At 42.7% G+C, this 26,407-nt stretch carries 14 protein-coding genes and 3 pseudogenes; 7 read left to right on the top strand and 10 right to left on the bottom strand.

What is annotated here, in order from left to right; all coding sequences use genetic code 11:
- Positions 1-299: 299 nt before the first annotated feature.
- From RMY27_RS32765 to RMY27_RS32755, 3 genes and pseudogenes are all read right to left on the bottom strand, one after another.
- Positions 300-1,718: an aldehyde dehydrogenase family protein gene (locus tag RMY27_RS32765; RefSeq protein WP_322668974.1), complete on the bottom strand. Its 1,419-nt coding sequence runs from the start codon at positions 1,716-1,718 to the stop codon at positions 300-302.
- A 74-nt stretch (positions 1,719-1,792) separates the two neighbouring features.
- Positions 1,793-1,906: pseudogene (locus RMY27_RS32760) on the bottom strand (nitrilase); the annotation flags it as partial.
- Between the two features lie 138 nt (positions 1,907-2,044).
- Complete coding sequence (locus RMY27_RS32755; protein ID WP_322668972.1) at positions 2,045-2,815, bottom strand: red chlorophyll catabolite reductase; 771 nt, start codon at positions 2,813-2,815, stop codon at positions 2,045-2,047.
- A gap of 286 nt (positions 2,816-3,101) precedes the next feature.
- On the opposite strand from RMY27_RS32755, the gene RMY27_RS32750 reads away from it, so the two are divergent.
- Positions 3,102-4,040: an NmrA family NAD(P)-binding protein gene (locus RMY27_RS32750; protein WP_322668971.1), complete on the top strand. Its 939-nt coding sequence runs from the start codon at positions 3,102-3,104 to the stop codon at positions 4,038-4,040.
- 42 nt (positions 4,041-4,082) lie between these two features.
- Here RMY27_RS32750 and pbpC read toward each other — a convergent pair whose 3' ends face one another.
- Positions 4,083-6,482 carry a penicillin-binding protein 1C gene (gene pbpC, locus RMY27_RS32745; protein WP_322668970.1) on the bottom strand — a complete coding sequence of 800 codons (2,400 nt, stop codon included), beginning with the start codon at positions 6,480-6,482 and terminating at the stop codon, positions 4,083-4,085.
- A 496-nt stretch (positions 6,483-6,978) separates the two neighbouring features.
- Between pbpC and RMY27_RS32740 the strand changes: the two genes are divergently transcribed.
- The 3 genes and pseudogenes from RMY27_RS32740 (at position 6,979) to RMY27_RS32730 (ending at position 16,515) form a co-directional block, all read left to right on the top strand.
- A complete protein-coding gene (locus tag RMY27_RS32740; RefSeq protein ID WP_322668969.1) occupies positions 6,979-12,648 on the top strand; it encodes an alpha-2-macroglobulin in 5,670 nt (1,889 codons plus the stop codon).
- 842 nt (positions 12,649-13,490) lie between these two features.
- Positions 13,491-15,365: pseudogene (locus tag RMY27_RS32735) on the top strand (NACHT domain-containing protein); the annotation flags it as partial.
- Positions 15,366-15,501: 136 nt separating this feature from the next.
- Complete coding sequence (locus RMY27_RS32730; protein ID WP_322668968.1) at positions 15,502-16,515, top strand: sulfate/molybdate ABC transporter ATP-binding protein; 1,014 nt, start codon at positions 15,502-15,504, stop codon at positions 16,513-16,515.
- A gap of 366 nt (positions 16,516-16,881) precedes the next feature.
- Here the strand turns inward: RMY27_RS32730 and RMY27_RS32725 are convergent, their stop codons facing one another.
- Entirely contained in the window at positions 16,882-19,698 is a 2,817-nt protein-coding gene (locus tag RMY27_RS32725; protein WP_322668967.1) for a pitrilysin family protein, read from the bottom strand.
- Between the two features lie 534 nt (positions 19,699-20,232).
- Between RMY27_RS32725 and RMY27_RS32720 the strand changes: the two genes are divergently transcribed.
- Positions 20,233-20,358 carry a hypothetical protein gene (locus RMY27_RS32720; RefSeq protein WP_322668966.1) on the top strand — a complete coding sequence of 42 codons (126 nt, stop codon included), beginning with the start codon at positions 20,233-20,235 and terminating at the stop codon, positions 20,356-20,358.
- A 111-nt stretch (positions 20,359-20,469) separates the two neighbouring features.
- Here RMY27_RS32720 and RMY27_RS32715 read toward each other — a convergent pair whose 3' ends face one another.
- Genes RMY27_RS32715 through RMY27_RS32695 form a run of 5 tightly spaced genes read right to left on the bottom strand, consistent with a single transcriptional unit; the run spans position 20,470 to position 24,145 of the window.
- The gene (locus RMY27_RS32715) at positions 20,470-21,246 is read right to left on the bottom strand and encodes a phosphate ABC transporter ATP-binding protein (protein WP_322668965.1); all 777 of its coding nucleotides are present in this window, start codon (positions 21,244-21,246) and stop codon (positions 20,470-20,472) included.
- Between the two features lie 27 nt (positions 21,247-21,273).
- The gene (pstA, locus tag RMY27_RS32710) at positions 21,274-22,146 is read right to left on the bottom strand and encodes a phosphate ABC transporter permease PstA (RefSeq protein WP_322668964.1); all 873 of its coding nucleotides are present in this window, start codon (positions 22,144-22,146) and stop codon (positions 21,274-21,276) included.
- On the bottom strand, positions 22,134-23,012 hold the full coding sequence (gene pstC / locus RMY27_RS32705; protein ID WP_322668963.1) for a phosphate ABC transporter permease subunit PstC: 879 nt from the start codon (positions 23,010-23,012) through the stop codon (positions 22,134-22,136). The genes pstA and pstC overlap by 13 nt, the downstream gene beginning before the upstream one ends.
- Positions 22,969-23,820 carry a phosphate ABC transporter substrate-binding protein gene (locus tag RMY27_RS32700; RefSeq protein ID WP_322668962.1) on the bottom strand — a complete coding sequence of 284 codons (852 nt, stop codon included), beginning with the start codon at positions 23,818-23,820 and terminating at the stop codon, positions 22,969-22,971. The genes pstC and RMY27_RS32700 overlap by 44 nt, the downstream gene beginning before the upstream one ends.
- Positions 23,821-23,845: 25 nt before the next feature.
- Positions 23,846-24,145, bottom strand: a complete 300-nt coding sequence (locus tag RMY27_RS32695; protein ID WP_322668961.1) for a metalloregulator ArsR/SmtB family transcription factor — start codon at positions 24,143-24,145, stop codon at positions 23,846-23,848.
- Positions 24,146-24,692: 547 nt separating this feature from the next.
- Between RMY27_RS32695 and RMY27_RS32690 the strand changes: the two are divergent.
- Positions 24,693-25,361 (top strand): annotated as a pseudogene (locus RMY27_RS32690) (SDR family oxidoreductase); the annotation flags it as partial.
- A 39-nt stretch (positions 25,362-25,400) separates the two neighbouring features.
- On the top strand, positions 25,401-26,330 hold the full coding sequence (locus RMY27_RS32685; protein ID WP_322668960.1) for an aminoglycoside phosphotransferase family protein: 930 nt from the start codon (positions 25,401-25,403) through the stop codon (positions 26,328-26,330).
- Positions 26,331-26,407: the final 77 nt, after the last annotated feature.

Below are 26,407 nucleotides of genomic sequence, written 5' to 3'. Positions count from 1 at the left end.
CCTCGTGTTCTGAACGAATGACCTCGTGTTCTGAACGAATGACCTCGTGTTCTGAACCAAAACTATGAAAGTTCTTCCAGGTGCTTTGGTTATCGTAGACGAAACTGTGTCAGAAGCGATCGCCGTTGGTTAAGCAAATGAGTTACATAGTGATGATGGCATTGGTTACTCAATACTTTTCGGTTAAGGGGGAAAGGGGAAAGGGAAAGGGTTTGATATTTACCTTTACCCGCAAACCCATTAACCTTTACCCAGACCAAAAGAGAGATTGTTGGATTTATCCGAAAAGTATTGATTGGTTACTCCCCATTCTCAAACCACCAGGGGTCACTCGTTGAGTTGGTTTTAATCAAAATAGCTTTTTTTCGCATGAACCGTTTTAGCGCTGCTGCACCCATGCGTGGCTGTCCCAAACCGGAGAATTTGAAGGCGTTTTTCTCCCCCTCATGCATGATGGCGGTGAGTCCAGCATCGTTGATACTAATAGCACCTGCATCTATCTGGTAAGCAACTTCTAAGGCTTCTGTTTCTGAGGCAAATACAGCAGCACTCAATCCATAGATTGAGTCATTGGCTAAAGAGACTGCTTCACCTAATGTAGAAAAAGGCATAACTGGCATAATCGGGCCAAAAGTCTCTTCGGTCATGACTTTCATGGAATGATTAACTTGGGTAAGCACTGTTGGACGACACCACCAACCCCCACCTAAATCCTCGATTACACCACCGCAGTGAATTACTGCTCCTTTTTCCACTGCATCTAGAAGATGATCGCTAATAACGGCTGCTTGTCTTTCGGCGATGATTGGGCCAATTTCTCCACTTTCGAGTGTGGGATAGGCTAGCTCAAGGCGATGTGCTTTGGCTACTAGTTGATGGTAAAACTTTTCAAATATAGAGTCTGCAACATAAATTCGCTCAATTGAGAGGCATGACTGTCCGGTGTTGACGACGGAACTCCACAATATTGCTGAGGTTGCTAATTCTAAGTTGGCTGATTCTAAAATGATCGCAGGATCTTTTCCTCCTAATTCCAAAAAAGCTGGAATAAACTGTTTTGCAGCCGCCTGTGCAACTTTTCTCCCTGTGGCTACACTGCCTGTAAAGCATACCAAATCTACATTTTCAATTAAAGTAGATCCGGTTGCGCCTGCTCCTTCGACAAAAGTTAATACCTCGTGTAGTTTGGGAACGGTATTGAGTGCTGTAATCAGTGGTGCTACGAAGCGGGGAGTGATTTCACTGGGTTTGACAATGACAGCACAACCTGCCAACAATGCCGGAATGGTATCAACAGTAGACAGTGACAGTGGAAAATTCCACGGGCTAATTACCCCAACTAAGGGATAAGGAACAGATGTTTGTTGTAAGGCAATAAAGGGAATGGCTGTATTTTTTGCCGATTCTTGCAGCAATTCCGGTGCTAACCGACACCAGCGATCAATGCTGGAGAGGAAAGAATCAATTTCTAATATCGAGGTTGACAATCTTCCGGTATCATTTACCAAAGCTTCCGTGAGGCGATCGCGTCCAGATATTATCGCATCTTTCCACTGCTGTAAAGCTTCAATTCTCCCCTCTAAACCCAATTTCTGCCAGCGAACTTGTGCCCGGCGCGTCCGCTTACATTGCTGTACCACCAGCCTTGGAGGCGGCGGGATAATTACGTAATCAAATTTGCCAGTTCGGGGATTGCGGACTTCTATTGGTTTTGTCATTTGTCATTTGTCATTTGTCATTTGTCATTTGTTATTACTTGCCAATCCCCAATTCCCAATTTCCATTCCCAAATTTAAACCATCCGCAGTTTGGTTAAGCGCTCAATGGTGGTTTGCTGTGTTTGCAGGAAGTGTTTGCAGTTTACTTCTCTTTCCAGCATAGTATTAGCGGGGTAAAAGTGTGATTGGCGATCGCAAGTGAAGGTTGATTGCATAACAGGTAACTTGCGATTCTAAAGCGCAGTACGATTCTAAATTAGTGGACATGGAAAATTGAGAGCCATAACAAATGACAAATGACCAATGACAAATGACAAATGACTAATTTAGAGAATCCGATCGCCACCCCAGAGCGATCGCACAATTTTATCTGCCAACTCAGATCCAAGTATCTGTACGACAAATTTATTACCTGGATCGCGTTCAGCACCATTACGGCGCAGCGCTAAATCACGAGCAGCTAAAGCCTCCCGTGCATCTTCTGGCACAGGTTCAGCTGCATCTACCCAAGTTAACCAGCGATCGAGTGTTTCGTGTGCAAGTGTGCGAGTTAGCTCCAGAGTTTCAAAAGTAGGTGCGCCTGTGTAGCACAATTTAACAGGCGATTGAAATAATCGAAGATACAGACTTTTGCTGATAAATACCTTGAGCCGTGAATCTTCCTGTAACTTTAAGAATGTTTGATTAACTGGCTCATAGTAGCGATCGAGATATGCCAAATCGGTTATAAGCTCAGTTCGGGCAATGTAATCTATATAAAATAAAATATTTCCATTTGGAAGTGTGCCAAACTCAAAGGCCAAATGAGGAACTTGGATATGGGACTTCAACCAAGTAGTGAGACGCATAGTGCTAAAGTTTGATTTTTCCGGGTTTCCCAACCACGAATGCACTAGCCAGTCAATTTCTTCCCCAGAAAAAGCAGTCAGCGAACCTTTCATGTTGCCATCGAGACTGCTGTATTGCTGTAAATTTTCTACAGAAGGGTCTGGATGTAACTGAAAACGAGCTTCTAGTTTTTGGCAAAGTTCGTTTGTCAAACCCCACAACTGTTCAAATAAGGTTGTACTGCCTACATTAGGTTGCTGCTCAAGCACTGTTTGTATGTACCCTTTTGAGATAACGAATACAAACAAAGTATAATGTCAAAACAAAACACAAGCATCTAGTTTCTGTCAGAGTTTTTCTGAGGTTAACTACCGAAAACTAGGGTCTAAAGCCTCAATTGAGTAGCGGATCTGAATCCCTCACTCATTGATTCTGACCGGAGGCAAAGCGTCTTTGGCTTTGCTGCTGAATTCTGAATTCTTTTTCAATTATTGTTTGCTTCTGCCGTCTTTGTATAAACTTAATTTAAATAAAGAACTCCAGGTAGAAGAGAGAATGTCAAATTTCCCTGATCGCACAGAGTCAAACACCGATAAAGTCTTACTCATCGGAGTTACTGGCGGCACAGGTGGAAATGTCGTCAAGGGATTTCTCGAACAGGGAGTTACCAACCTGCGAGTCATTACTAGAGAAATTAACCTTAATCGTCCAACTCTTGCAAAGCTCAACGATGCCAAAGTTGAACTGGTAAAAGCTAACCTCGACGATGAAACTTCCCTCATAGCAGCATTTGCAGGAATTTCGGCTGTTTACTGCCATGCTACTTCTGCTGACTCTCCTAAAATTGACCCCCTAGAGGTGGAGAGGGCAAAGCGAGTTGCAGAAGTTGCAAAACAAGCTCACATCAAACACTTTGTCTACAATTCCGCAGGTGGGGCAGACAGGAATTCAGGAATCCCCCGCATTGAGCAAAAGTACCAAGTAGAGAAAATTCTCAAAGCAGCTGGCTTACCGACTACCATGTTGCGAGCTTGCTTGTTTATGGAGGAGTTTTGGAAGAAGTACACGCGACCTTCCATCCTTAAAGGTAGTTTCCCATTTTCCATTCAGTCATACAAGCCCCTTCATCTAATTACAACCAAGGACATGGGCCGCGTTGCTGCCTACGTAATTAAACATCCCACTAAGTATATTGGTCAAGAAATTGAGTTAGCTGGCGATATGTTGACTCCTCTTCAGATGGCAGAGGCATTTTCCCAAGCGCAGGGGATAAAAGTTATCCATAAAGAGACACCCGCCTGGATTTTCTTACTCCTGCTGCAAAAGGAACTATTCGATTTGATTCAGTGGTATCGCAAACAAGGTTATCAAGCCGATGTCCAGTGTTTACGAGAACAGGAATTTCCTGGACTTCTGACCACATTTAGGGAATTTCTGGCAGAAACCAACTGGGCAAACGCGGAACTCACCTACGAGAGTCTGCAATTGCACTAGTACACTGTGGCAAAAATTTGCCTTAAGAGTGAAGCTTGGAGTTCACAAGGGGAAGTTTTCAACTTTTTGCTTGGATGTTGTAGTATTAATAGAAAATCCTCGACGCGTAGGTTTAACATTAGCTAACTCTACCTGAAAAGTTACTTTGTCGCTCATTTCCCCGCTTCTCGCTTCTAAAGTCCACTTACCAGGACGTAAATTCCAAAATAAAGAATTAGCTGAATTTGTATCTAACTTTTCGCCATTTAACCACCACTCTACTGGTGCAGATTTATTTCCCGCTAGCTTAAATTCAAGTTTTTGCTGCGCTTCTTCACCAGGATAAACTAAAAACAAATCGCCATGATGCGGAGATAAAATTCTCAAATTGGTAGAAGTAAAATTTGACTGCTGTTGTTTTGCCAACCATTCATCATACTCTGGTGGCAAATTGAATTGATTCTCACGTTCGTAATTACTTTTATCTTCAGGATAGAAATATTCCTGCACCACTGAGGTACAATCTGGGGTGGGCCGTAATCCAGAAATTGCACAAACAGGTAATTGCACTAAACCTTCTGGAGATGGAAAAGCTGCTGGTTCTTGATGTTCGTGCAGATGTAACATAATTCGATTCCATAAGGGTGCTGCGCCTGTCACACCTGAAACCTGTCGCATCGGCTCACCGTTGAAATTGCCTACCCAAGTAGCGACGGTGTAATCTGTAGTGAAGCCAACTGTCCAAGTATCACGAAAATTGGAAGAAGTGCCAGTTTTAACAGCAGCAGGAAAGGGTAAATTTAACACCGAGTCTACACCAAATGCTGTTGCACGAGCATAGCTGTCACTGAGTATATTGGTGATTAATTGCCATATTGTCGGATTTGAGATTTGAGATTTGGGATAGCGTAGCGTTAGCGAGTCTGCGTTCGCGTAGCGTCTCGTAGAGAGCGTCTTTTGAATTGGGGAATTGGAAAATGTGCTGACTATTGGGGTAGCATCTCCTTGTCGTGCTATGGTCAGGTAAGCACGGGCTAATTCCCAAAGACTGACTTCGCCACTACCTAGAGTCAAACCCAAACCATAATGTTCTGGAGTTTGATTGAGGTGTTCAAATCCCAGTTGATGCAGCCGTTCTAAGAAAGTTTCCACACCAACTTTTTCTAACACCTTTATTGCAGGTACATTTAAAGAATTTGCTAAAGCGATTCGCACCCGTACAGGGCCAAGAAATCTTTCGGTGTAATCTGTGGGGCTGTAAAGTTTCGCGCCGGGAATTGCATAATGGGCGGGTACATCTGCCAAAATGGTATTTGGGCGAATTAAACCTTTTTCTAAAGCTAGTTCATAAACAAAAGGCTTGAGGGTAGATCCTGGTTGACGTAGTGCTTGCACTCCATCATTGCGTCCCAGTTTAACTTCATTAAAGTAATCAGGTGAACCGACATAAGCCAAAACTTCACCAGTGTGGTTATCAATCACCAACGCAGCTGCATCATGGACGTTGTTAGCGGCTAGGGAAGAAATTACCTGCTGTACTTGTGCTTCTACAAACTGCTGCAAAGGGCGATTGATAGTCGTGCTGATGGGGGAGTTTTGTTCTGTTTGCGTTTTATCAAACTGATTGGCTAACCAAAATAAAAAGTGTGGTGCAGCGATAATTCCCCCTTGGCGAGACTGAAACACAACCTTTTCGGTATGTGTTCGGGTTGCGTTCGTCGCAGACGTTGGCGCAGCCATCGCCTCACTAATATACTTTTCCTGTACCATCCGATTAAGAACGTATTTTTGCCGCTGCTTCAGCCGTTCCCAATGTTCATAAGGATTAAAGTATGTGGGATTATTGGGAATAGCAGCTAACAAACTAGCTTGAGCAAGATTCAACTCACTAGCTGGAATGGAAAAATAAGTCTGTGCGGCTGCTTCCACACCATATATATTCCCGCCCATTGGTAGCCGATTGATGTATGCAGAGAGAATTTCATCTTTGTTCATCCCTGCTACTAACCGCCAAGATAGCCAAATCTCTTGCATTTTACCTGACAGAGTACGCGGGACTGGTTGTAACATCCGCGCCAACTGCATAGTAATTGTGGAAGCGCCGGAAACAATTCGTTTCGCGTGGATGGCTTCTTTGCTGGCGCGGATAACAGCTTTCATATCCAACGCCCCATGATGATAAAAGCTGCCATCTTCGGCGGCTAAAATAGCGTGGATAAACTGGGGCGAAACCTGATTTAGTGGTACTACTGATGTATGCTCTTGATCACGGGTGAGCAATGTTCCTAATGGTAAACCATTGCGATCGCTAAATTGCATTGCCAACTGATGTTGGGCAATATCTGCGGCCCGAATGGGCGCAAAATAAGGGAGTAAGCGTACCAGCAGACAGATTAGCAGCACAGCTAGGATAACTTTACTAGTGGGCTTAAGTTTGAGTAGCGATCGTGATATTACTTTCATCAGGGAATCCCCTGTCCAAGAAAACCTACCTTAATCTTGACGCAGCGATTACATCAACATCAGTAAATATTTCAAATCTTTAATAATTAATTTTTACTAACTCAGCAGATGTAAATTAATGTTTGCGAAATTTAAATACTTCTTTATAGTTAAGAATTGTAGTCATTTTTGGAACAATAACACTAGATTAGTTATCTATGTAAATAAACAGACGTTACATCCGCAGCTTGTGTAAAAATAACTAGTTATCTTGCGTCCTTTATTAATGTTGGCATTTCCTGCTCCATCAGGTAATGCAAGTTTTTATTTGCTATAGTGTGTAAATTTTTTATTTTTAATTACTAGAAAAATGATTATCAGAGTTTTACTGCGTTTCCAACATAGAATAACCTATCGCGTTCTTAGGGTTATTAGCAGTTCCTTAAAAAAAATTGGGCGTTCTTCAAGTCGGAAGAGAACAATACAGTTTATCTTTCTCTTTACATTTATATTAGGGATGGCAGGGTGTAATTTTTTTGGTATCAACTCAAGTAAAGAACAACTCCCAGCAGTATCCGCACTCACCCCGCCTAAACTACCAGACTGGATTGAACAAATTAGTCCCATTGGGGATGCAAAATCTCTTAACCAAATCCGCATCCGTTTTAAAGAAGCTTTAATCCCAGTTGAAAGTCTTGATAGTCCAGAACAGCAAAAAATATTACAAAAATTTGCCCTATGGCCGCCTTTACCCGGTCAATTTCGCTTTTTAACACCGCGCATGGTGGGTTTTCAAGCCGAGAAAGCATTGCCAATAGCGACAAGATTTCAAGTTACCCTCAAAACAGGTTTAGCTGATTTAAAAAATCATCGCTTAGACAAAGATTTACCTTGGACTTTTAATACCGAATCTATCAACCTGACTAATTTACCCGGTGTAAATCCCATTGAAAAGGCTGATATCGAACCAGTTGATTTACAACAAAAGTTACAGTTTACTTCCAACGTCGAATTGGATTTAGCTTCTGTACAAGAACATTTACAATTAGTTGCCGAAGGTAAAAATAAAGGTATAGGTTTTAAAGTTGAGTTAAACAAAGAAGAAAAACCATTAAAAAATGAAGAAGTTCCTTTAGAAAAATTTGACCCTTCAGCACGCAATTGGATTTATAATCTCATTCCACAACAAAATCTGGAAAAAGCAACCAGTTATCGGCTAATATTTTCTCCAGGCATACGTCCTGCTTATGGCAATCTACCTACAGCGAAAGAATTTGCCACTAAGTTAGCAACTTATTCGCCTTTGGCATTTCAGAAAATTAACTTTTACGGACAGCCAGATGCAGGGGGAACTTTTGGAAGATTTATTAAAGGCAGTCCACAGCTAGAATTTAATAACATTTTATTAGCAGATTCAGCTAAAGAAAACATTACTATTAATCCAGCACCAAAAGAGATTTCGAGAATTCTGCAAGTTAATGATGAAGATAGAATTGTCGGCATCAATCCTTATGCGCTAGAACCCGCCAAGACTTATACAATTACTATCGGCGAAAATCTCAAAGATAAGTTTGGGCAGACTTTAGGTAAACCTGTCACACTTAAATATGACACTGGAGATTTAGCCGGGGATATCTGGGTACCATCAGATTTGAATATTTTCCCCACAAGTAAAGACTTGCAGCTAAATATTACTACGGGAAATCTGCCAGAATCTAAATATAAAGCCGCTTATCGAGTAGTTCAACCAACAGATTTAGTTTATTTTGATAATAGTAGTGAGTTATTACCACAACCTACTGAATGGCAAAGCTTTAAGGTATCTGGTAAGAAAAATCAATCAGTTGATATTGCTGTTCCTCTGCGGGAAAAAATAAATTCTACTACGGGAATGTTAGCTTATGGAGTGCAAGCCCGTACTAATAAATATCAGGACAATGGTAAAGAACTGTGGCGCGAACCTACGACTTATGGCATGGTTGAATTGACGAATTTGGGCATATTTACTCAGTGGTTTCCTGAGTCAGGCTTAATTCGTGTCAATCATCTTACAGATGGTTCGCCAGTTCAAGCGGCTGCTGTTGAAATTTATCAATCAAAATTACAAGCAAAATCTCGTCCAGAACCAGTACCTTGTGCAATAGGTAAAACTGATGACAATGGAATTTTTAGAATTGCTCGTGAAGGATTACAACAATGTTATTCTGGGAATGAAAGCTCTAGCAAATCACCACAATTATTAGTAATTGCCCGCGAAAATCAAGATTGGGCATTCACTAGAACTGAAGAATATAGCGGTGTTTATGGCTATGGTATTGATGCGGGTTGGCAAGATAAAAAGCCACAATCGCGCGGGATAATTTTCTCGGATAGACAGTTATATCAACCAGGAGAAAAAGCTTGGTTAACTGGTTTTGCGGACTATTTACAAAATGGTGTAATTCAGCAAGATAAAAATGCTGCTTACCAATTAACTTTGGTAAATCCTGATGGGCAAAAAACCAGCTTAGGTACGCAAACCACAAATGAATTTGGCAGTTTCTCTCTGGAACTGCCAATCAAAACTACCCAGCGCTTAGGCTACTATACAATCCAGGCGAAAGGTAAAAATGGGCAAGAAATTTCTGGAGAATTTCGGGTAGCTGAGTTTAAACCACCCAACTTTAAAGTCGAACTTAACTTAGATAAAGAATTTGCATATATTGACGAGAAAATTAATATTAATGCTACAAGCAATTATTTGTTTGGCGCGCCTGTAGAAGGGGGAGAAGCAAAATATTTTATCACTCGCCAGCAGACTGATTTTGTGCCTAAAGGTTGGGAAGGATTTACTTTTGGTAGGCAATGGTTATGGCCGGAGGAAACCCCTACTACATCTAGTGATGTATTGCAAACTAATGCCCAATTAGATACTAATGGTAAAAGTAGTCAAACTGTAAATGTGGCTAATGATTTACCATATCCGATGACTTACCAAGTAGATGTGCAAGTTGCAGATGTTTCTAATCTGTCGGTAGCGAATTCCAAAACATTTACAGCCTTACCGAGTAATCGCCTCATTGGACTAAAAAGTAATTTCATCGCTGATGCTGGTAAGCCTTTCCCTGTTGAAGTGATTGTTACTGACCCTACAGGAAAAGCAATCATAGGTCAACGAGTGCGTTTGGAATTACAACAGATTAAATATAGCAGCGTTACGCAGTTGGTAGAAGGTAGCCGAACTCCAAAAAATCAAGTTGAATATAAAACAGTGGGACAAGCAGAAATTACATCTGCAAGTAGTCCACAATCGGTAAATTTAACAGCACCGGAATCCGCTTCATATCGGATTAGAGTTAATTTTAGCGATGCTAAAGGTGAATTAAGTGCCACTGATTTACAAATTTGGGCAACTGGAGAAAATCCGGTATTTTGGGGTTCTAGAGAGGAAGATGTCTTAGAAGTTAAATTAGATAAAAAAGAGTTTAAACCTGGTGAAACTGCTACTGCCCTAATTCAGTCTCCCTATGCAGATGCAGAATTGTACTTTGCTGTGATTAAAGATAAACCCCTTTATCAGCAGATTATCAAAGTTCAGGGAGGCGCACCACAAATTCAGTTTCAAGTTACGCCAGAAATGCTGCCAAATGCAGCCATTGAAGTTGTGTTAGTAAGACAAGGAAAACCCATAAACCAAGTGGAAGCCGGAAGTTTAGATAACTTGGTGAAGATTGGTTTTACACCTTTTAAAGTTAATTTAGAAGATAAGTATTTAAAACTGCAAGTTAAGCCAGTGCAAGCATCATTAGAACCTGGTGCAGAAGAAACGGTACAGCTAGAATTGAAGGATAATCAAGGAAACCCCACCAAAGGACAGTTTACAGTCATGGTGGTAAACGAGGCGGTGTTACAACTTTCTGGTTATCGTCCGCCAGATTTGGTAGATACAGTTTATGCAGAACAGCCAATTTCTACGCGCTTTAGCGATAATCGACCAGATGTCATATTACAAGCACAAGATGTAGCTAAACCCAAAGGTTGGGGTTATGGCGGTGGTTTCTCAACTGGTGCAGCAAATACTCGCACTCGCACCGATTTTCAAGCCTTAGCTTACTACAACGGTTCTGTCCTCACCGATGCAAATGGTAATGCACAGATAACCTTTAAACTACCGGATGACTTAACTACATGGCGAGTGATGGCTGTCGCCACCGATGGCAATTTGCGTTTCGGGAATGGGGACGCGACGTTTATCAGCACCAAGCCACTGCTAACTAATGCCATCTTGCCACAGTTTGCCCGTCCAGGCGATCGCATCCTTGCTGGTTTATCTGTCACAAACAACACCGGAAATACAGGAAATCTCTCAATTAATGGCGAACTTAACGGTAATGTGAAGTTTGCTGACAAAAACCCCACAACTACAGCTTTGCAAACCAAAGCTGAATCTGCAACTCGTGCTTATCGCTTTCCAATGGTGGCTGATAGTGTGGGAACTGGTAAAGTTCGCTTTACGACTCAGCTAAATGGTACAGCCGCAGATGCTTTTGAAGTACCTTTGGAAATTAAGCCAATTGAAATTACAGAACAAGTTGTTGAATCTGGTGTCACTGAAAAACAGGTAAAAATTCCCCTGAATGTTGATAAAAATACCTTCCCTGATGCAGGAGGTTTAAATATTCAATTGGCGAGTACTTTGATTCCAGAAATTAAAGCACCAGCAAAACAGGCTGTAGAAGATAATGATTTACCATTTACAGAACCGGCGGCGAGTCAGTTAATAATTGCGGCAAATCTGCAAACTATCGCCCAAAAATATGGCCAAAACTTTGCAGAATTTAATCCTAGCCAACAAGCTAATCAAGCAATTGAAAAACTACAAAAACTCCAAATAGCCGATGGTGGTTTTGCTACTTTCCCCGGACAAGAAAAATCTGACCCTTGGGTTTCTTCCTATACGGGTGAATCTTTGGCTAAAGCCAGTCAGGTGTTCCCTAATTTAGTCGATTCTGCAATGGTGTCTCGCGTGAAAGCTTATTTACAAAAAGTTCTAGCAAACCCCGGAGGATACGACTTTTGCAAACAACTACTCTGTAAAAGGCAACTGCAACTTAATGTTTTAATCTCCTTAGCAGAATTGGGAGACAAACGCAATACTTTTCTCGCAGATATTTATGAACAGCGCAATAGCTTTGATGTAGCAACTCAAATTAAACTAGCGCGATACTTATCTCAATTCCCAGAATGGCAAGATGAATCTCAGCAATTAGTGAACAAACTGCAACAGAATATCTATGAAACTGGTCGCACAGCAGTTGTGAGTTTACCAACTAGTTGGGGATGGATGAGTTCATCTACCACAACGCAAGCGCAAGCTTTACGCTTGTTTATTGCCAAACAAAGTAAACCCGAAGTTATAAATAAGTTATTCCAAAGTCTTCTCGCATTGCGACGCAATGGCACATGGCAAACTAACTATAATAATGCCCAAGCCTTAACAGCTTTGGTAGAATATAGCCAACTGCAACCCACGCCACCTAATTTTGTTGCCACAGTAGAATTAGCTGGTAATAAGTTAGGAGAAAATCGTTTTGAAGGTTACAAAAATCCTAGCTTACAACTAATTCTGCCGATGAATCTATTACCTCGTGGGCGTCAAGATTTAACGCTCCAAAAATCAGGTAATGGCACTTTGCACTATCTGGTTGCTTACAATTATCGCTTGCAAGGAAATCAACCAGGCAGATTTAACGGACTACGCATAACACGAGAAATTAGTCAAGTAAATAAAGAGAAAGTTTTACAAAAAACAGGTCTTTATGCTTTCGATAAACCCTTGACTTTAGCCTCTGGACAGGTGTTTGATACTGGTTTAGAAATCATCGCCGATCATCCAGTGGATCATCTGGTGATAAAAGATCCCCTACCATCAGGTTTTGAGGCGGTGGATGCGAGTTTTCAAACTGCTACCGCTGCATTACAAGCAAAAGCCGATAGCTGGGAACTTGGGTTTAAGAATGTGTACCGCGATCGCATTATCGCCTATGCCGACCACTTAGAACCAGGAGTTTATACCCTCCATTACTTAGTCCGTTCTGTGACACCTGGGACATTTTCTTGGCCTGGTGCAGAAGTTCACTTGCAATATGCGCCAGAAGAATTTGGGCGTACTGCTGAGTCGACATTAATACTAGAGGATGGGAAGTAACTATTTATGCCATCTTTGGCTACAACAAATCTAAAAATCTTTCCAAGTCTATACGGAATGATTTATGGCGATGCCTGCGGTGGTCACTGACTTGTACTGAGCGCAGTCGAAGTAGCTTTGTCGTACCACTTGCCTACGGCACGCTACGCAAACGTGGAAGCAAGCTACGCGCAGCGTCTCGTAGAGAAGTGCGGGCTGCGCCTACACATTGTAATTTAAGTGCGAAGAATTTGAAAGGAGCGATCGCACTACTACTAGTGATATCATGTTCGCTTGATTACTTATTAAATCCGAAGAACCCCACCCCGCCAAAGCTACGCTTCGTCTCCCCTCCCCGCAAGCCTACGGTGTACACACAAGTCTGAAATAGCTGATTAACCAGGGTTTTACCCCACCCTAACCCTCCCCTTGCAAAGGCAGGGCTGATTCATTCCATTTCAAACAGGATTTGTCAAGATGGTTAGCAAGAAAATTGTAAGTAAGCGTGACGAAGAGATGAATATTTAAGCACTGAAATATCAGTAAAATAGTTGGTTTCATCGGCACGCTAGTAACAAAATAACTAATTTTTAATTGCTAGAACCCTTGATTTTTAAAGCTCTTTGGGGAATGAAACAGCCCTGCTTTCCAAGGGGGGATTAAGGGGGGTAATTCGACTTGTGTGTACACCAGAGAAGTTAATTTCCCTACTCCCCCTTCCTTAAAATACTGTGTGATCGCATTTACCAGTGGGAATCATAACAAACAGATTCACCACAGTAAATAAACAATGGCTTACCAAAACATTACAGGCTCCCTTACCCCAGCAGATATCCAAGAAATTAAAGTAGCCTTTGCCACAAGTTGCCAAACTCCTCACAGATTCTGACTCTGATGTCCGTAATGCAGCAGCAGAGGCACTCATCAAACTAGGGCAACAAGATTTGCCAGTTGTTGTGCAAGTTCTATATTCAGTTCACTATTATCCCTCTGAGATTGGTCAACTCAGGTTTGTAGCTCATTTTTTGGCAGGTGGTAAACCAGAAGTAGAAACTCTTATCCAATGGGTTGGTAAGCCTAAAATGCGGTCAGAAAAACCGAACTATGACCAGGGAGTGAACACAATGCAAGTTTTCGAGAAAGCCTGGAAACATTGTGATTCTCTGCCAGAACTGCAAAGAGAACTAGCACAAAAGATTGCTGTCGTTGCTGATATGGTTTCTTGGAAAGCAACCAACATTAACTTACTTCAAAGTCACCATAAAAATCTCAATGAAGGCAAGTACAAAGAATCAGATACGGTGCAACGAGTCATCAATAATGTGGAATATTGGCAGTTGTTTCTCAAAGCCAGAATTACCATCCTCACTCACGCCGCCTTTTGGCTTGCCCTCATCTTCGCCTACCCCAAATTTCCCCAAATCCAAGCCATCTTCTTCTGGAACCCTTGGGTACGCAGAATCTTAGGCGTGGGCTATGTCGGCTTTCTCCTCACCTGGTTTCCCCCCTTCCGCCGTAAATTATTTGAACCCTTCAAACCTTCTCTATTAGCCGATGCTGGGTTAGATAATTTTCATGACCAATCATACTTTCCTGAATCTAAAGTCAAAGTTCCCACTTCAGGAGACATCCAGCCAATTACCGCAGCCTTACCCAGTATTCAAGGACAAATTATCTTAGAAGGAGATTCCGGCTTAGGCAAGTCGATGTTTCTCCGTCATCTCTTGAAAAACTCCCAGCGCATCGTCGTTTATCTCCCCGCCCAGAAATGTCATAAAGGCGTAATTGAAGCCATCCAAGACAAGCTACACGGCCAAGCCCAAGATGCCGGCTTCCTGAAAAACCTGATTTACAGTGGCGCCATAGATATCTGCATCGACGGACTTAACGAAGTCACCGCCGAAACCCGCGCCAAAATCTGCCAGTTTGTCGAAAGCTATTTCCGGGGCAATATTATCATGACTACCCAGCCCCTAGAGTGGACACCCCCCTCAACAGCCAAAGCCTACTACTTGCAGCCCCTTGAACAACAACAAATTCAAGAGTTTTTGATCTCCCGTCAGCCGCGACTCCCCCAAGATGCCAAAATTCAAGGTGCTGATTATGCCCAAGCTTGCACCAATTATTTAACAGAAGTCCTCAATAACCAGCAACCGAAAGAAGAGTTAGATGCTGTCCGCCGAATTCTTTCCAATCCAATGGATCTAACTGTGGTAGCCCTGATGCTATCACAAGGTAAACAGCCAAACTTATTTCGTCTGCAAGAACAGCAATACAACCTGATGGCGGCAGAATACCAGCAAGAATGGAAACAAGAATTTCCGCTCAAAAGATTTTCCGCCGCCGTCTACCGAATGCGACTCGAAGATAAACAAGCCTTACCCGCCGATGAATTTCACCAAGTTGCCATGTCTTTAGAAGACGACAAATACAAAATGGTAGTCAGCCGTCAGTGGCAAGATGAAAAAGGCGAAGCGAAGAAAGAATGGTACTTCCGCCACGATAAAATCATGGATTTCTTCTTAGTGCAAAACTTTCTGGGCGAAACTGATGCCGCCGAAGGAATATTAGTTGATAGAATGGGCGATCCGCGTTTTCGTGGTGTTTATTTCTTGCTAGCAACCTTACTTCCTTTAGATGCAGCCAAAGAACTGCGAGAAGATTTGATTCAATATGCGGCGGATACTAAAGACAATACGGTGAGTAATACCTTTGTGCAATTGTTGCGAACTAGGTAAGTTGGCATGGGGCATTTATGCGAACTGAAAAGTAAAACCTAAATCTTGTTCATCTATAAATAACTATGTATGGTATATGTAGGACACAGTAATCCTACCAAGGATCTGTAGATTTAGTTGCAGAGGTATAGCAGCAGTGGGCATAGTAGTTGAGAATGTCTCCAAACAATTCGGGAGTTTCAAGGCAGTTGATGAGGTTAGCCTGGAAATTAAGAGTGGTTCGCTAGTTGCATTGCTTGGGCCGTCGGGTTCGGGTAAATCTACACTATTACGGTTAATTTCAGGTTTAGAAATGCCAGATAGCGGCAAAATTCTGCTTACTGGTAAGGATGCTACATACCAAAGCGTGCAGCAACGCAATATTGGCTTTGTATTTCAGCACTATGCCCTATTTAAGCATTTGACCGTCAGGCAAAATATTGCCTTTGGCTTAGAAATCCGTAAGGCACAGCCAAAGAGGATTAAGGGACGGGTAGAACAGTTACTCGAATTGGTGCAATTGAATGGATTAGGCGATCGCTATCCATCACAACTTTCTGGTGGTCAAAGACAACGGGTAGCTTTAGCCAGGGCTTTGGCAGTAGAACCGGAAGTTTTATTGCTAGATGAACCCTTTGGCGCGCTTGATGCTAAAGTTCGCAAAGACTTACGGGCATGGTTACGCCGCCTCCATGATGAGGTTCATGTTACCACAGTTTTCGTCACCCATGACCAAGAAGAAGCAATGGAAGTTTCCGATGAGGTTGTGGTGATGAATAAAGGGCGTGTGGAACAGGTGGGGACACCATCTGAAATTTACGATAATCCTGCCACCGCATTTGTGATGAGCTTTATAGGCCCGGTGAATGTGTTACCCAGCAACTCCAAGATTTTTCAAAGTAGCGGATTTGATGCGCCACACCCACAAGTGTTTTTGCGTCCGCAAGATGTGATTTTGGAAAAAGTTGCTAACGGTACGACTACGGCTGCGACAGTGAGCCGTTTGATACATTTGGGTTGGGAAATTCAGGTAGAATTAACTTTCGATGATGGGCAAGTAGTGATGGCGCATTTAACACGCGATCGCTTTAATGACTTAGAGTTAGAACCCCTACAACGAGTGTATGTGAAGCCAAAGGATGCAAAGTCCTTCCCATCTTATTCAATTTGAAGGCGGCAGGGGAGCAGGGGGCAAAAGGTGATCTAGCCGTAGTCACACAGATTAGGACAGTGTTGATTGCTCAAAGTCTTGAAAAAACTGGATTTTTACTCAGCACTCAGCACAGGCTAAACGCCCCGCTACCGCTAACAGCACTCAGCACTTAGCTATATTAGCCATCCTAAATCATTCGTAAACAATGAAATCCCCGACTTTTTAGAGAAGTCGGGGATTTTGTTATTGCGCTTTTTACCAATCGATAAGAGTCTTGAAAAAACTGGATTTTTACTCAACACTCAGCACTCAACACTCAGCACTCAACACTCAGCACTCAGCACTCAGCACTCAACACTCAGCACTTAGCTATATCTGAAATAATTAGCTACCCTTGGTTACACTATCTCCAGGACCGGCGGTGACAATCACTAGATTTTCTGGCTTAATTAAATCTTCAATTGCCTGTTGCATATTAGCCATAGTGACTGCTTGAATCCGCTGAGGAAACTCTCGAATTTCTGAGCGTGAAAGCCCAAAGACAGCATTATCCAAAATGATACTTGATACACTACTAGGGTTAGCTAAATCCACGGGGTAGCTATTGGTAATTGAGCGTTTTGCTGTGTTGAATTCAGCCTCAGTTACTCCTTGTTCGCGCAACTGTTTAAGTAAAGCGAGAGTACTGGCGATCGCTTTTTGGGCATCAAGAGGAGCAGTTTGCATTTGAATCAAGAACGGCCCAGGATTGATGCCGGCGGCAAAACCACTATATATACCGTAGGTTAAACCTTGGCGATCGCGCACTTCCGTACCCAAGCGGCTGGCTAAGGTATCACCACCCAAAATTTGATTTAGCACCAATGCCGCATAATAACGTGGATCTTTTCGAGAGATGCCGTTGTAGCCGATGTATGTGACAGCCTCAGCTTTACCGGGAATTACTTTGTTTAGTTGTGTCAAAGTTTGCGGTAATGGTACGGTTGGTATTTTGAGAACGGGTGGCTTGCCTGTGGCTTGCCATTTACCAAATACCTGATTTAGCAAAGCTTTTACCTTAACTGAATCAAAGTCTCCAACTATTGCGATCGTCGTGGTATCCGGTCGGTAGTGTGTCTGGTAGAAACCAAGCAAATCATCACGAGTAATAGTCTTTAAACTCTCGGCTGTGGGAAAGCTGTGGAATGGATGATTTTCAGGGTAAATCGCCTGTTGGAATACTTGCCTTCCCAAACCTCTAGGATCATCCAGTTGGACTTTCAGACTTGTCAATGCCCTTTGGCGACTCAGTTCCAACTGATCGGCGGGGAAAGTGGCGTTTTCTAACACATCTGCCAGAGTTTGAATCAATATTGGCAAATTTGCTGAAAGTCCTTCACCGCTGACATTAACTCCCTCACGGCTGGCACTGAAGCTCAAACCGGCTCCCAGGTCTTCTAAGGTTTTTGCTAGGGTGAGAGCATTTTTAGTCTGCGTCCCATTCATTAAGTTGCTTGCAGTTAGATTCGCTAATCCAGCTTTTTGATTGCCATCAAATTCAGCACCAGCGTCAATTTGTCCACTCAGGTTAATAGTGGGAAGATTGCGATCGCTCAACAGCAGAACCTTCAAACCATTCTTTAAGGTAAACTCTTCTGGCAGCGATTGTTTATTAGAATCTGTCTCTGATGTAGCAGGTGGCAAATATTTTGCTAGTTCTGCTGGATCTACAGGCTTACCAGGACTGAAATTTTCCACCGTGCGTCCAGAGCCAGCGCTGGAAGTTCCTGGTTTGCCATCTGGTTGAGTTGGCTCAAAGAAACCGATGGTTTGTTGAGCCGGATTGAGATAAGTTTTCGCTGCTTTCTGGACTTGAGCAGGAGTCACTTTCGCGATCGCAGCCAGATACCTTTCAATAAAACGATAATCCCCTGCGATCGTTTGATTATATCCCAGTTGATTAGCTTGACTCGTGATATCTTGGTTTCCCAAAATATACGAGGCTTGCAGTTGCGTCTTCGCCCGCTTCAACTCTTCTAAGGTAACTGGCTGCTGTTGCAACTTTGCTAAAGATTCCTGGATTACCTGGGCAATTTTACCCAACTCTTGACCGGGAGCAGCCGTAGCATTAATCTCATACCAACCCGGTTCGATGAGTTCAGCAGCACTACCGCTTACTGAACTCGCGAGTCCAGATTCCACTAAAGCTTGATAAAGCCGAGAACTACGTCCACCTGTAAGAATGGCATCCATCAAATCAATTGCCGGAACATCAGGATGTTTGATATCAGGCAGAGGATATACCGCTTGCAATAGTGCTGCACTTCCAGGTTGCTTGAGGACAATCGGTGCTTTTCTCGCAACAGGGGTAGACGGGGAAGCGTCAGCAATGGAAGAAGATACCGAGAAACTATCAATTGCTCTCCTGGCATTATTGACTACCGTATTCTTTTTTGCTCGTTGCGATAACTTACCAAAAGTTTCTTTCACAACTTTGAGTGCAGGTTCTGTGGCAAAATCCCCGGTAATTACCAACGTGGCATTTTCTGGGCTGTAGTAGGTTTGGTAATAATTCCGCACCTGCTCCACGGTGAATTTCTCTACATCTGCTTTTGTGCCTCCCACCGATAAGCCATAGGCTCGATTCGGGAAAGCAGCTCGCATCACTTCCCGACTTAGACGATAGCCTGGTGAATTTTCGTATCCCTGTAACTCGGAGATCACCACCCGCTTTTCACTGGTGAGTTGTTCAGGCCCAATTAAGGAGTTTTCCATGCGATCGGCTTCCAGTGTCAGCAGTGCTTCGAGTTTGTCTTGTTGCACTGTGCCAAAGTAAGCTGTTTCGTCATAACTAGTAAAAGCATTGAATTGGCTACCCAAGGCACTAAATAACCTTCCAAACTGCACTGGACGGGCAGTTGTACCCTTGAACATTAAATGTTCTAGCTGGTGAGAAATGCCACTCTCTCCCTTAACCTCGTTACGTGAACCAACTTTATACCAAACTTGTACGCTCACTACTGGAGCAGTATGGACTTCCTTCGTTAGCACCGTTAGGCCGTTGTCCAATACTGTTTTCTGCACTCCTTGGGTGAATGAGAGAGCAGAGACCGGTGTAACTGCTGCTGGTGTGGCAGCATTAGTGAAATTGCCAGGCATTGGCACAATAGTTAAAAGAACGCTGAGGAAAAATCCTAGAAGCATGTATGATCGCCGTTTCATAAGCAATACAAAATTTCCAATTTTAAAATAAAACCCTTTAGGGTATTTCAAAATTTAAATCTAACTCAAGTTGCTAGTTATGGAGGGAATAAGACAAAAATGAAATCAAATCCCCTCAAAATAAATGTGGCAATAGATGATATATCAATACTGCTCGGTTTGTGCATTTTCAACTCGGCATTGGGTTTGGGGAAAAGGTTAAAGGGTAAAGGTTAAAGGTTTTTTCTTTCCCCTTCCCCCCGCCCCTTATCCCCAAAACCCGACAAGTATTGGATGATATATAAACTTATTGCTGCACTAATTTTTTACCCACAGCATATCTGGGTACATTTGTTAAAACTACCCAAGAGTTATCAGGTTCGCCAATAAAACTTTTACAGAATATTAGAAATTATTGCAAATAAATTAACAAGCATTGCAATGTGTCTCATTTTACACGATTGTAGCAATATCTACTTTTCAAATTAGTTTGATACCTATTGTCATCCCATTGGGGTAAGTATCTCTGTTAAACTAGCAAAAACTTTTTTAAATATGCAAACAATAAACTTCATTGGATTGTTCACATTAGATATGCTGTTAACAGCAATACCTGTATTATCAGCTAATGCCTCAGTTCGGCTTTATCCATTTTTTTTGCAACGCGATCGCTTAACCTGAAACCTTCGTAGAGCAGTAGTTTTACTTGAAATATATGTATTATCTGGTACTTCGGAAGTTTTGCCGTGCTTGCAACGGTATCACCAGTGAGCTTTCTTACCAGTTATGGATTTAACCCCTGGCACCAGTTACATAAGCAACTGTTAGAGGATGTTGAGGATGATTAAAAACCTGCTCTACAGTACCTGATTCAATCAGTTGTCCAATGCCGTCTTGTACCCAAAATAAAGCGACTCGATCTGCAATTCTCTTGGCTTGAGCCAGATTGTGAGTAACAATTAACACAGTATAACGCTGGCGCAAACTGATAATTAAATCTTCAACAACGTTGCTGGAAATAGGATCGAGGGCGCTACAAGGTTCATCCAGTAGTAAGACTTCTGGCTGTAAAGCCAAGGCTCTAGCTATGCACAAACGTTGCTGCTGCCCACCAGAAAGAGCTAAAGCTGAAGATTGCAGACGGTCTTTTACTTCGTCCCATAGCCCTACATCTTGGAGGCTGGTTTCGATAATTGTATCAATTTGGTGGCGATCGCGGATGCCATGCTCTCGCAAAGGTAATTCCAAATTCTGCCATATTGAGAAAGGAAAGGGATTGGGTTTTTGAAAAATCATGCCGACTTGACGCCGCAAGGCGATGACATTGATTTTGGAATTTACCACTTCTAGACTACCAATGCGGATTTTTCCCTGAACTCGACACTTGGGAATCATATCGCTGAGGCGATTGAGGCAACTGAGCAAGCTAGTTTTTCCACAACCAGAAGGCCCAACCAAAGCCAAAATTTCTCCGGCATTGACAGTTAAGTTGACATTAGCAAGGGCAGTTTTTTGTGCGTATTGCAGAGTTAAGTTCTCAATTTGAATCAACGGTTCAGTAACTGCCAAGATGTCCTCCTCTATATCTACCAGTCCTCATCCAGAAATAACTCTGCTGTGTAACCAACGTCGTGCAATCCACGCTGCTGTGCCATTAATCAACAGCAGTAGTAATAGCAAAACCGATGCACTAGCATAAGCACTCTTATCTCCTCCTGAAATGTTCATTGAGAGATCAAAAATATGAACCGAAAGGGTACGCCCAGAATCGAGGAGTGATTGTGGCATTCGGTCTACGTAACCGCTAGTAAAAATTAAAGCCGCAGTTTCCGCAATAGCCCGACCAACACCAAGCACAAATCCCACAACTAAACCAGGAATAGCAGCAGGTAACAATATCTGAAATATTGTCGTAGTGCGCGAAAAGCCAAGAGCGGCGGCTCCTAATCTGTACTCATTTGGAACCGCTAAAAATCCTTCCTCTGTAGAGCGAATCAAGATTGGTAGCACCATACACGCCAGTGTGAGTCCGCCTGAAAGAATAGAAAACCCCAATCCTAAAACTTTGCAAAACAAGACATTACCAAACAACCCGAAGACAATCGAAGGTACACCAGCAAGTACATCTAGACTGCGGCGTACTAATCTAGCGAACCAACTATCACTAGGAGTAAATTCTGCTAGTAAAACTGCTGTACCAACACCAACGGGCAAGCAAACCGTCATACATACACCAATAATCAAAACGGTGGAAACGAGAATACTGGCAATTCCTCCTTCTCTACCCGCATTTTCTGGTTCACTAATCAAAAATTCCCAAGATAAATATCCCATACCGTGCCAGAGGATATCGCTAACTATCCATAAAAAGATGGCGGTAACGAAGGCGGCTGTTGCCCAAACTAAGCTTGTTGCTAGCCACTCTCTAAGAGTGATACGATTGTCTTTGCTTTGTTTTATCTCTGCCATTTGCCTTGACTGATAACTTCAGCGATCGCCACTAAGACCACAATCATTCCCATCAATATCAAACCACTGACAAAGAGCGCACTACGGTGATCCTCTGTGGCATACGCCATTTCTAAAGCAATATTGGCCGTGAGTGTGCGGATGGGGTCAAATAAGCTTTTTGGGGTCTGTACCACATTGCCGCATACCATCAAAATTGCCATTGTTTCACCAATGGCACGACCTGTCCCTAAAATTAAGCCTGTGAATAACCCTGATTTGGCTGATGCAAAAACTACTGTGCAGATTGTTGTCCAACGTGATAACCCTAGTGCAGCAGCACCTTGAATGTAAGAGGTGGGAACTTTTTCGAGGCTAGCATCGGCTACAAGGGCGACTGTTGGCAGAATCATCACCGCCAGAATTGCTATTCCTGCTAAGAGGCTTGGCCCTGGTGGATGAATTTTTCCAATCAAAGGAACCAGCACGACTAATCCCCAAAAGCCATACACTACAGAAGGAATCCCCGCTAATAATTCAATCAGGCGGCGATAGAGTTGAGCTACCATTGGCGGGGCATAGAATTGGCAAAAGACAGCAGATAAAATGCCTATAGGAGTAGCAATTAGCACTGCACCGACCATTGCCAAGAAAGTACCCAGCAACATGGGTGAGAGATTATATAAACCTGCTGTGGGGTTCCAAGAGGAGTCGGTAAAGAAGCGAGATAGTGCTATACGACTGAAGATTGGTAAGGATTCGGTAAGTAGAAAAACAACAATTAAAAGTGCGATCGCTCCGGCGATTGTTGCCAAACCTCGTAGTATCCAAATTAACCAAATATCATTGGGCGATGGAGACAAAGTTTTGCTTTTTAACAATGTCACTTACCTGCTGCGATTGTGCAAAGTCTATAAATTCTTTAGCCAGCCCTTGGGGTTCGGTTTTTGTAACCAAGTTAAGCGGTCGAGAAATAGGAAAGCTGCCGTTTTGTACATTAACTGTTGTTGCTGCTACACCGTTTACAGCTAGCAATTTGATTGGTACTTTATTGGCGGCGCTATTTTCTGCCGAGCCAATGGAAACATAGCCAATAGCATTCGGGTTTCCGGCTACAGTTTTAATTCCTTGCTCATTATCACCAATCACTACTTGTGCTTTGATGTCAGTATTTTTTAGCTTGAAGTAGTGGGTAAACAATTCCAGGGTAGAACGTCCTTCGGCTTTATTAACAACTGTAATTGCTCCATCCTTACCCCCTAGCTGTTTCCAGTTATTCACCTTGCCTGTGTAAATATCTACAATTTGCTTGCCAGTTAAAGATTGCACGGGATTTTCCTGATGGAGAATCACCGTTACTCCATCACGAGCGATGGAAAAGGCTTTTAAATCTTTTTCGTCAGGCTTTAAGGCACGGGAAACCATGCCAACATTAGCTACACCTTGACGAGCATCTGTAATCCCGCGAGAAGAACCGCCTGATTGCACATCAACTCGCACACCGGAATGTTGCGATTCAAACTTTTTGCCAATTTCTGCTGCTAATGGTGCAACTGTACTTGAACCAGTAAGTACCAATTTTCCTTGTAGTTTATTTGCATCATTTGTGACTGCTTGCGGAGGTTGAGAACAACCTTGCAACCAAATGCTTGTGACTAATCCTATTGCGATCGCCGAAATTTGGGAATGTTTCATCTTCTACCTTTAGATATTCCAGCTTTTAGTTGAACGAGAGAACACAACAGCCAAGGTTTAAAGCCTTGTCTGTAGCTACTTCAACTTGAGGGGCAAGACGATAGAGAAATGCTTTGCCATCTCGCTCCCGCACAACCAATTTGGCTCGACGCAAAACCTGTAAATGATGAGAGAGCAGACTTTGCTCCAAATGCAAAATCGCATTCATCTCTCCTACTCGCTTCGGACTGTCAATCAAAAGTTGTAAAACTGCCAAACGGGTTTCATCTGCCAGTACCTTAAGCTTGTCTACACAATCGATGCTTAAATTTGTACTATTTTGCATTGCCCTGAAAACGATAAGTTTTCCTTATTTCAGCATAAATAGCAACAATTAGACAGTTGACAATTAAAATTTATTAGCACTTTTTTCACAAATGAGTGTTCATATGAAATTGTATTCATGCTTAGTGTCTCATATTTGGTAACTCTCCGGTTCAATCTCAATGAGGCGCAATGACCCTTTCGCCACGCTGACGCTTTAAAAGAAATCGAAACCTCATCCAATAGCAAGGTTTTGTTATTTATCGGGATTGTAAACTTCGGTATTTCGATATACTATGTGTAGTATAAAAGCCGTTATAAATCCAAAATTTCAATTTTATCGTGAGCGTTCTTTTTTTCTAAGGGCGTCGCATAGTCCTTTGCCCTCTGGTGAGGGCATTTCTATTATTAAAACTCTGTTGTCAACCTATTGGTATCTTGGCTCAATATAATTGTGGAAAGTAAATGTTGTGACGTTATCAGAGTTTTCATTAACTGGAAAAATTGCTTTAGTAACTGGAGCTGGAGGGGGACTAGGGCTAGAAATTGCCTAATCACTTGCTAAAGCTGGTGCGCGTGTGATCGTTAATGGGCGAAACCTGGAACGTCTTAATCAAGCAGTTGCAGTTATTGAGGCAAGCGGCGGTTTTGTTTTTCCATTGCCGTTTGATGTGACAGACGAAGTTGCGGTTCAAAACGCATTTATAGAGATTCAAGAAAAGCACGCCTGTTTAGATATTCTCGTTAATAATGTGGGAATGCGCGATCGTCGTGGATTGTTCGAGTTTGAAATGGATGCAGTGCGCCGATTAATCAATGCTGATTTGATTGCACCATTCAATTTGTCACGAGAAGCGGCAAAACTAATGATACACAAGGGTAATGGTCGAATCATCAACATCACATCGATCGCGGGACAACTTGCCGATGCAGGCGATGCAGTTTATACAACAGCTAAAGGAGGACTTGAAGCCCTAACTCGTACCCTTGCTGCTGAACTTGGGGTTTTTGGAATTACCGTCAATGCAGTTGCTCCCGGTTTTTTCGCAACACAGAGCAATGCAGATGTGGTTGCCGATCTAAAAGTCGCCCAATGGTTGAAAAAGCGAACTTCTCTTGGCCGTTGGGGATCTCCAGAAGAAATTGCAGGTGCAGTTGTGTTCTTTGCTTCTCCAGCCGCATCTTACATTACGGGTCAAGTTTTAGCAGTTGATGGTGGCTACCTTACTCATTTCTGAAAATACAGTTTCTCTGCATGAAATATAATCTCTCCATTTGTGAATCTAAGTCAAGGAGGCAAGGTGTCAGAGGAAAAATCGAGTTCAATAGGAACACCAGTATCAGATGTCGAAATAGATATAACCCTTGTCTACAGTCTGTTATCAGATCAGCATCCAGATTTGATGCACCTGCCGATTCATCTTGTTGATGCTGGTTGGGACAATGTAATATTTCGGCTGGGGGAGCAATTATCTGTAAGGCTTCCACGTCGAAAAGCAGCAGCGACATTGATCGAAAATGAGCAAACCTGGCTTCCAGTACTGGCTCCTCAACTGACTATACCTGTTCCAACTCCTTATAGAATAGGCAAGCCAGGACAAAGCTACCCTTGGCGATGGAGCGTATTACCGTGGCTAGTTGGTATACCTGCCGATCAAGAAGAACCCCATGCAAATCAGTCCAAATTTTTTGCTTCATTCCTACGCTCATTGCATACCCCTGCGCCATTGAATGCGCCACAAAATCCAGTACGCGGTGTACCACTGACACAGCGTGCAGCTTCTGTGGAAGAACGAATGCAACGGCTCCAAACAAAAACTAATCTGATTACTCAAAAGCTCAGAGACATTTGGAATAGAGCTTTAACCACGCCTGTTGACGTTGAAGCGAAATGGTTACATGGAGACCTTCACCCACGCAATATCCTTGTCAAGAACGGTGCGATCGCAGGTATCATTGATTGGGGCGACATTACATCAGGTGACATTGCAACAGACCTTGCCTCTATATGGATGCTGTTTAGCGAGCCAAAAGCACGCTCCCAAGCACTGGCAGAATACTCAAATGTTTCTGAGGCAACAATACAATGCGCTCTGGGATGGGCGATACTTTTTGGTGTAATGTTACTGGATACAGGATTGGTTGATAATCCAAGGCACGTAATAATGGGAGAGAGAACATTACACCGTGTTTCTCAAGATGGATGATAAATTATGTGAAAGTTAGAGTTAAGAGACCATTTATAAAGTAAATCTTTAGGAGGTTAGACGACGCAGCATAATGC

Origin of the sequence: Nostoc sp. DedQUE09, assembly GCF_034530915.1 — a bacterium.
Taxonomy (GTDB): Bacteria; Cyanobacteriota; Cyanobacteriia; order Cyanobacteriales; family Nostocaceae; genus Nostoc.
This window is presented reverse-complemented; position numbering and strand designations above follow the sequence as displayed.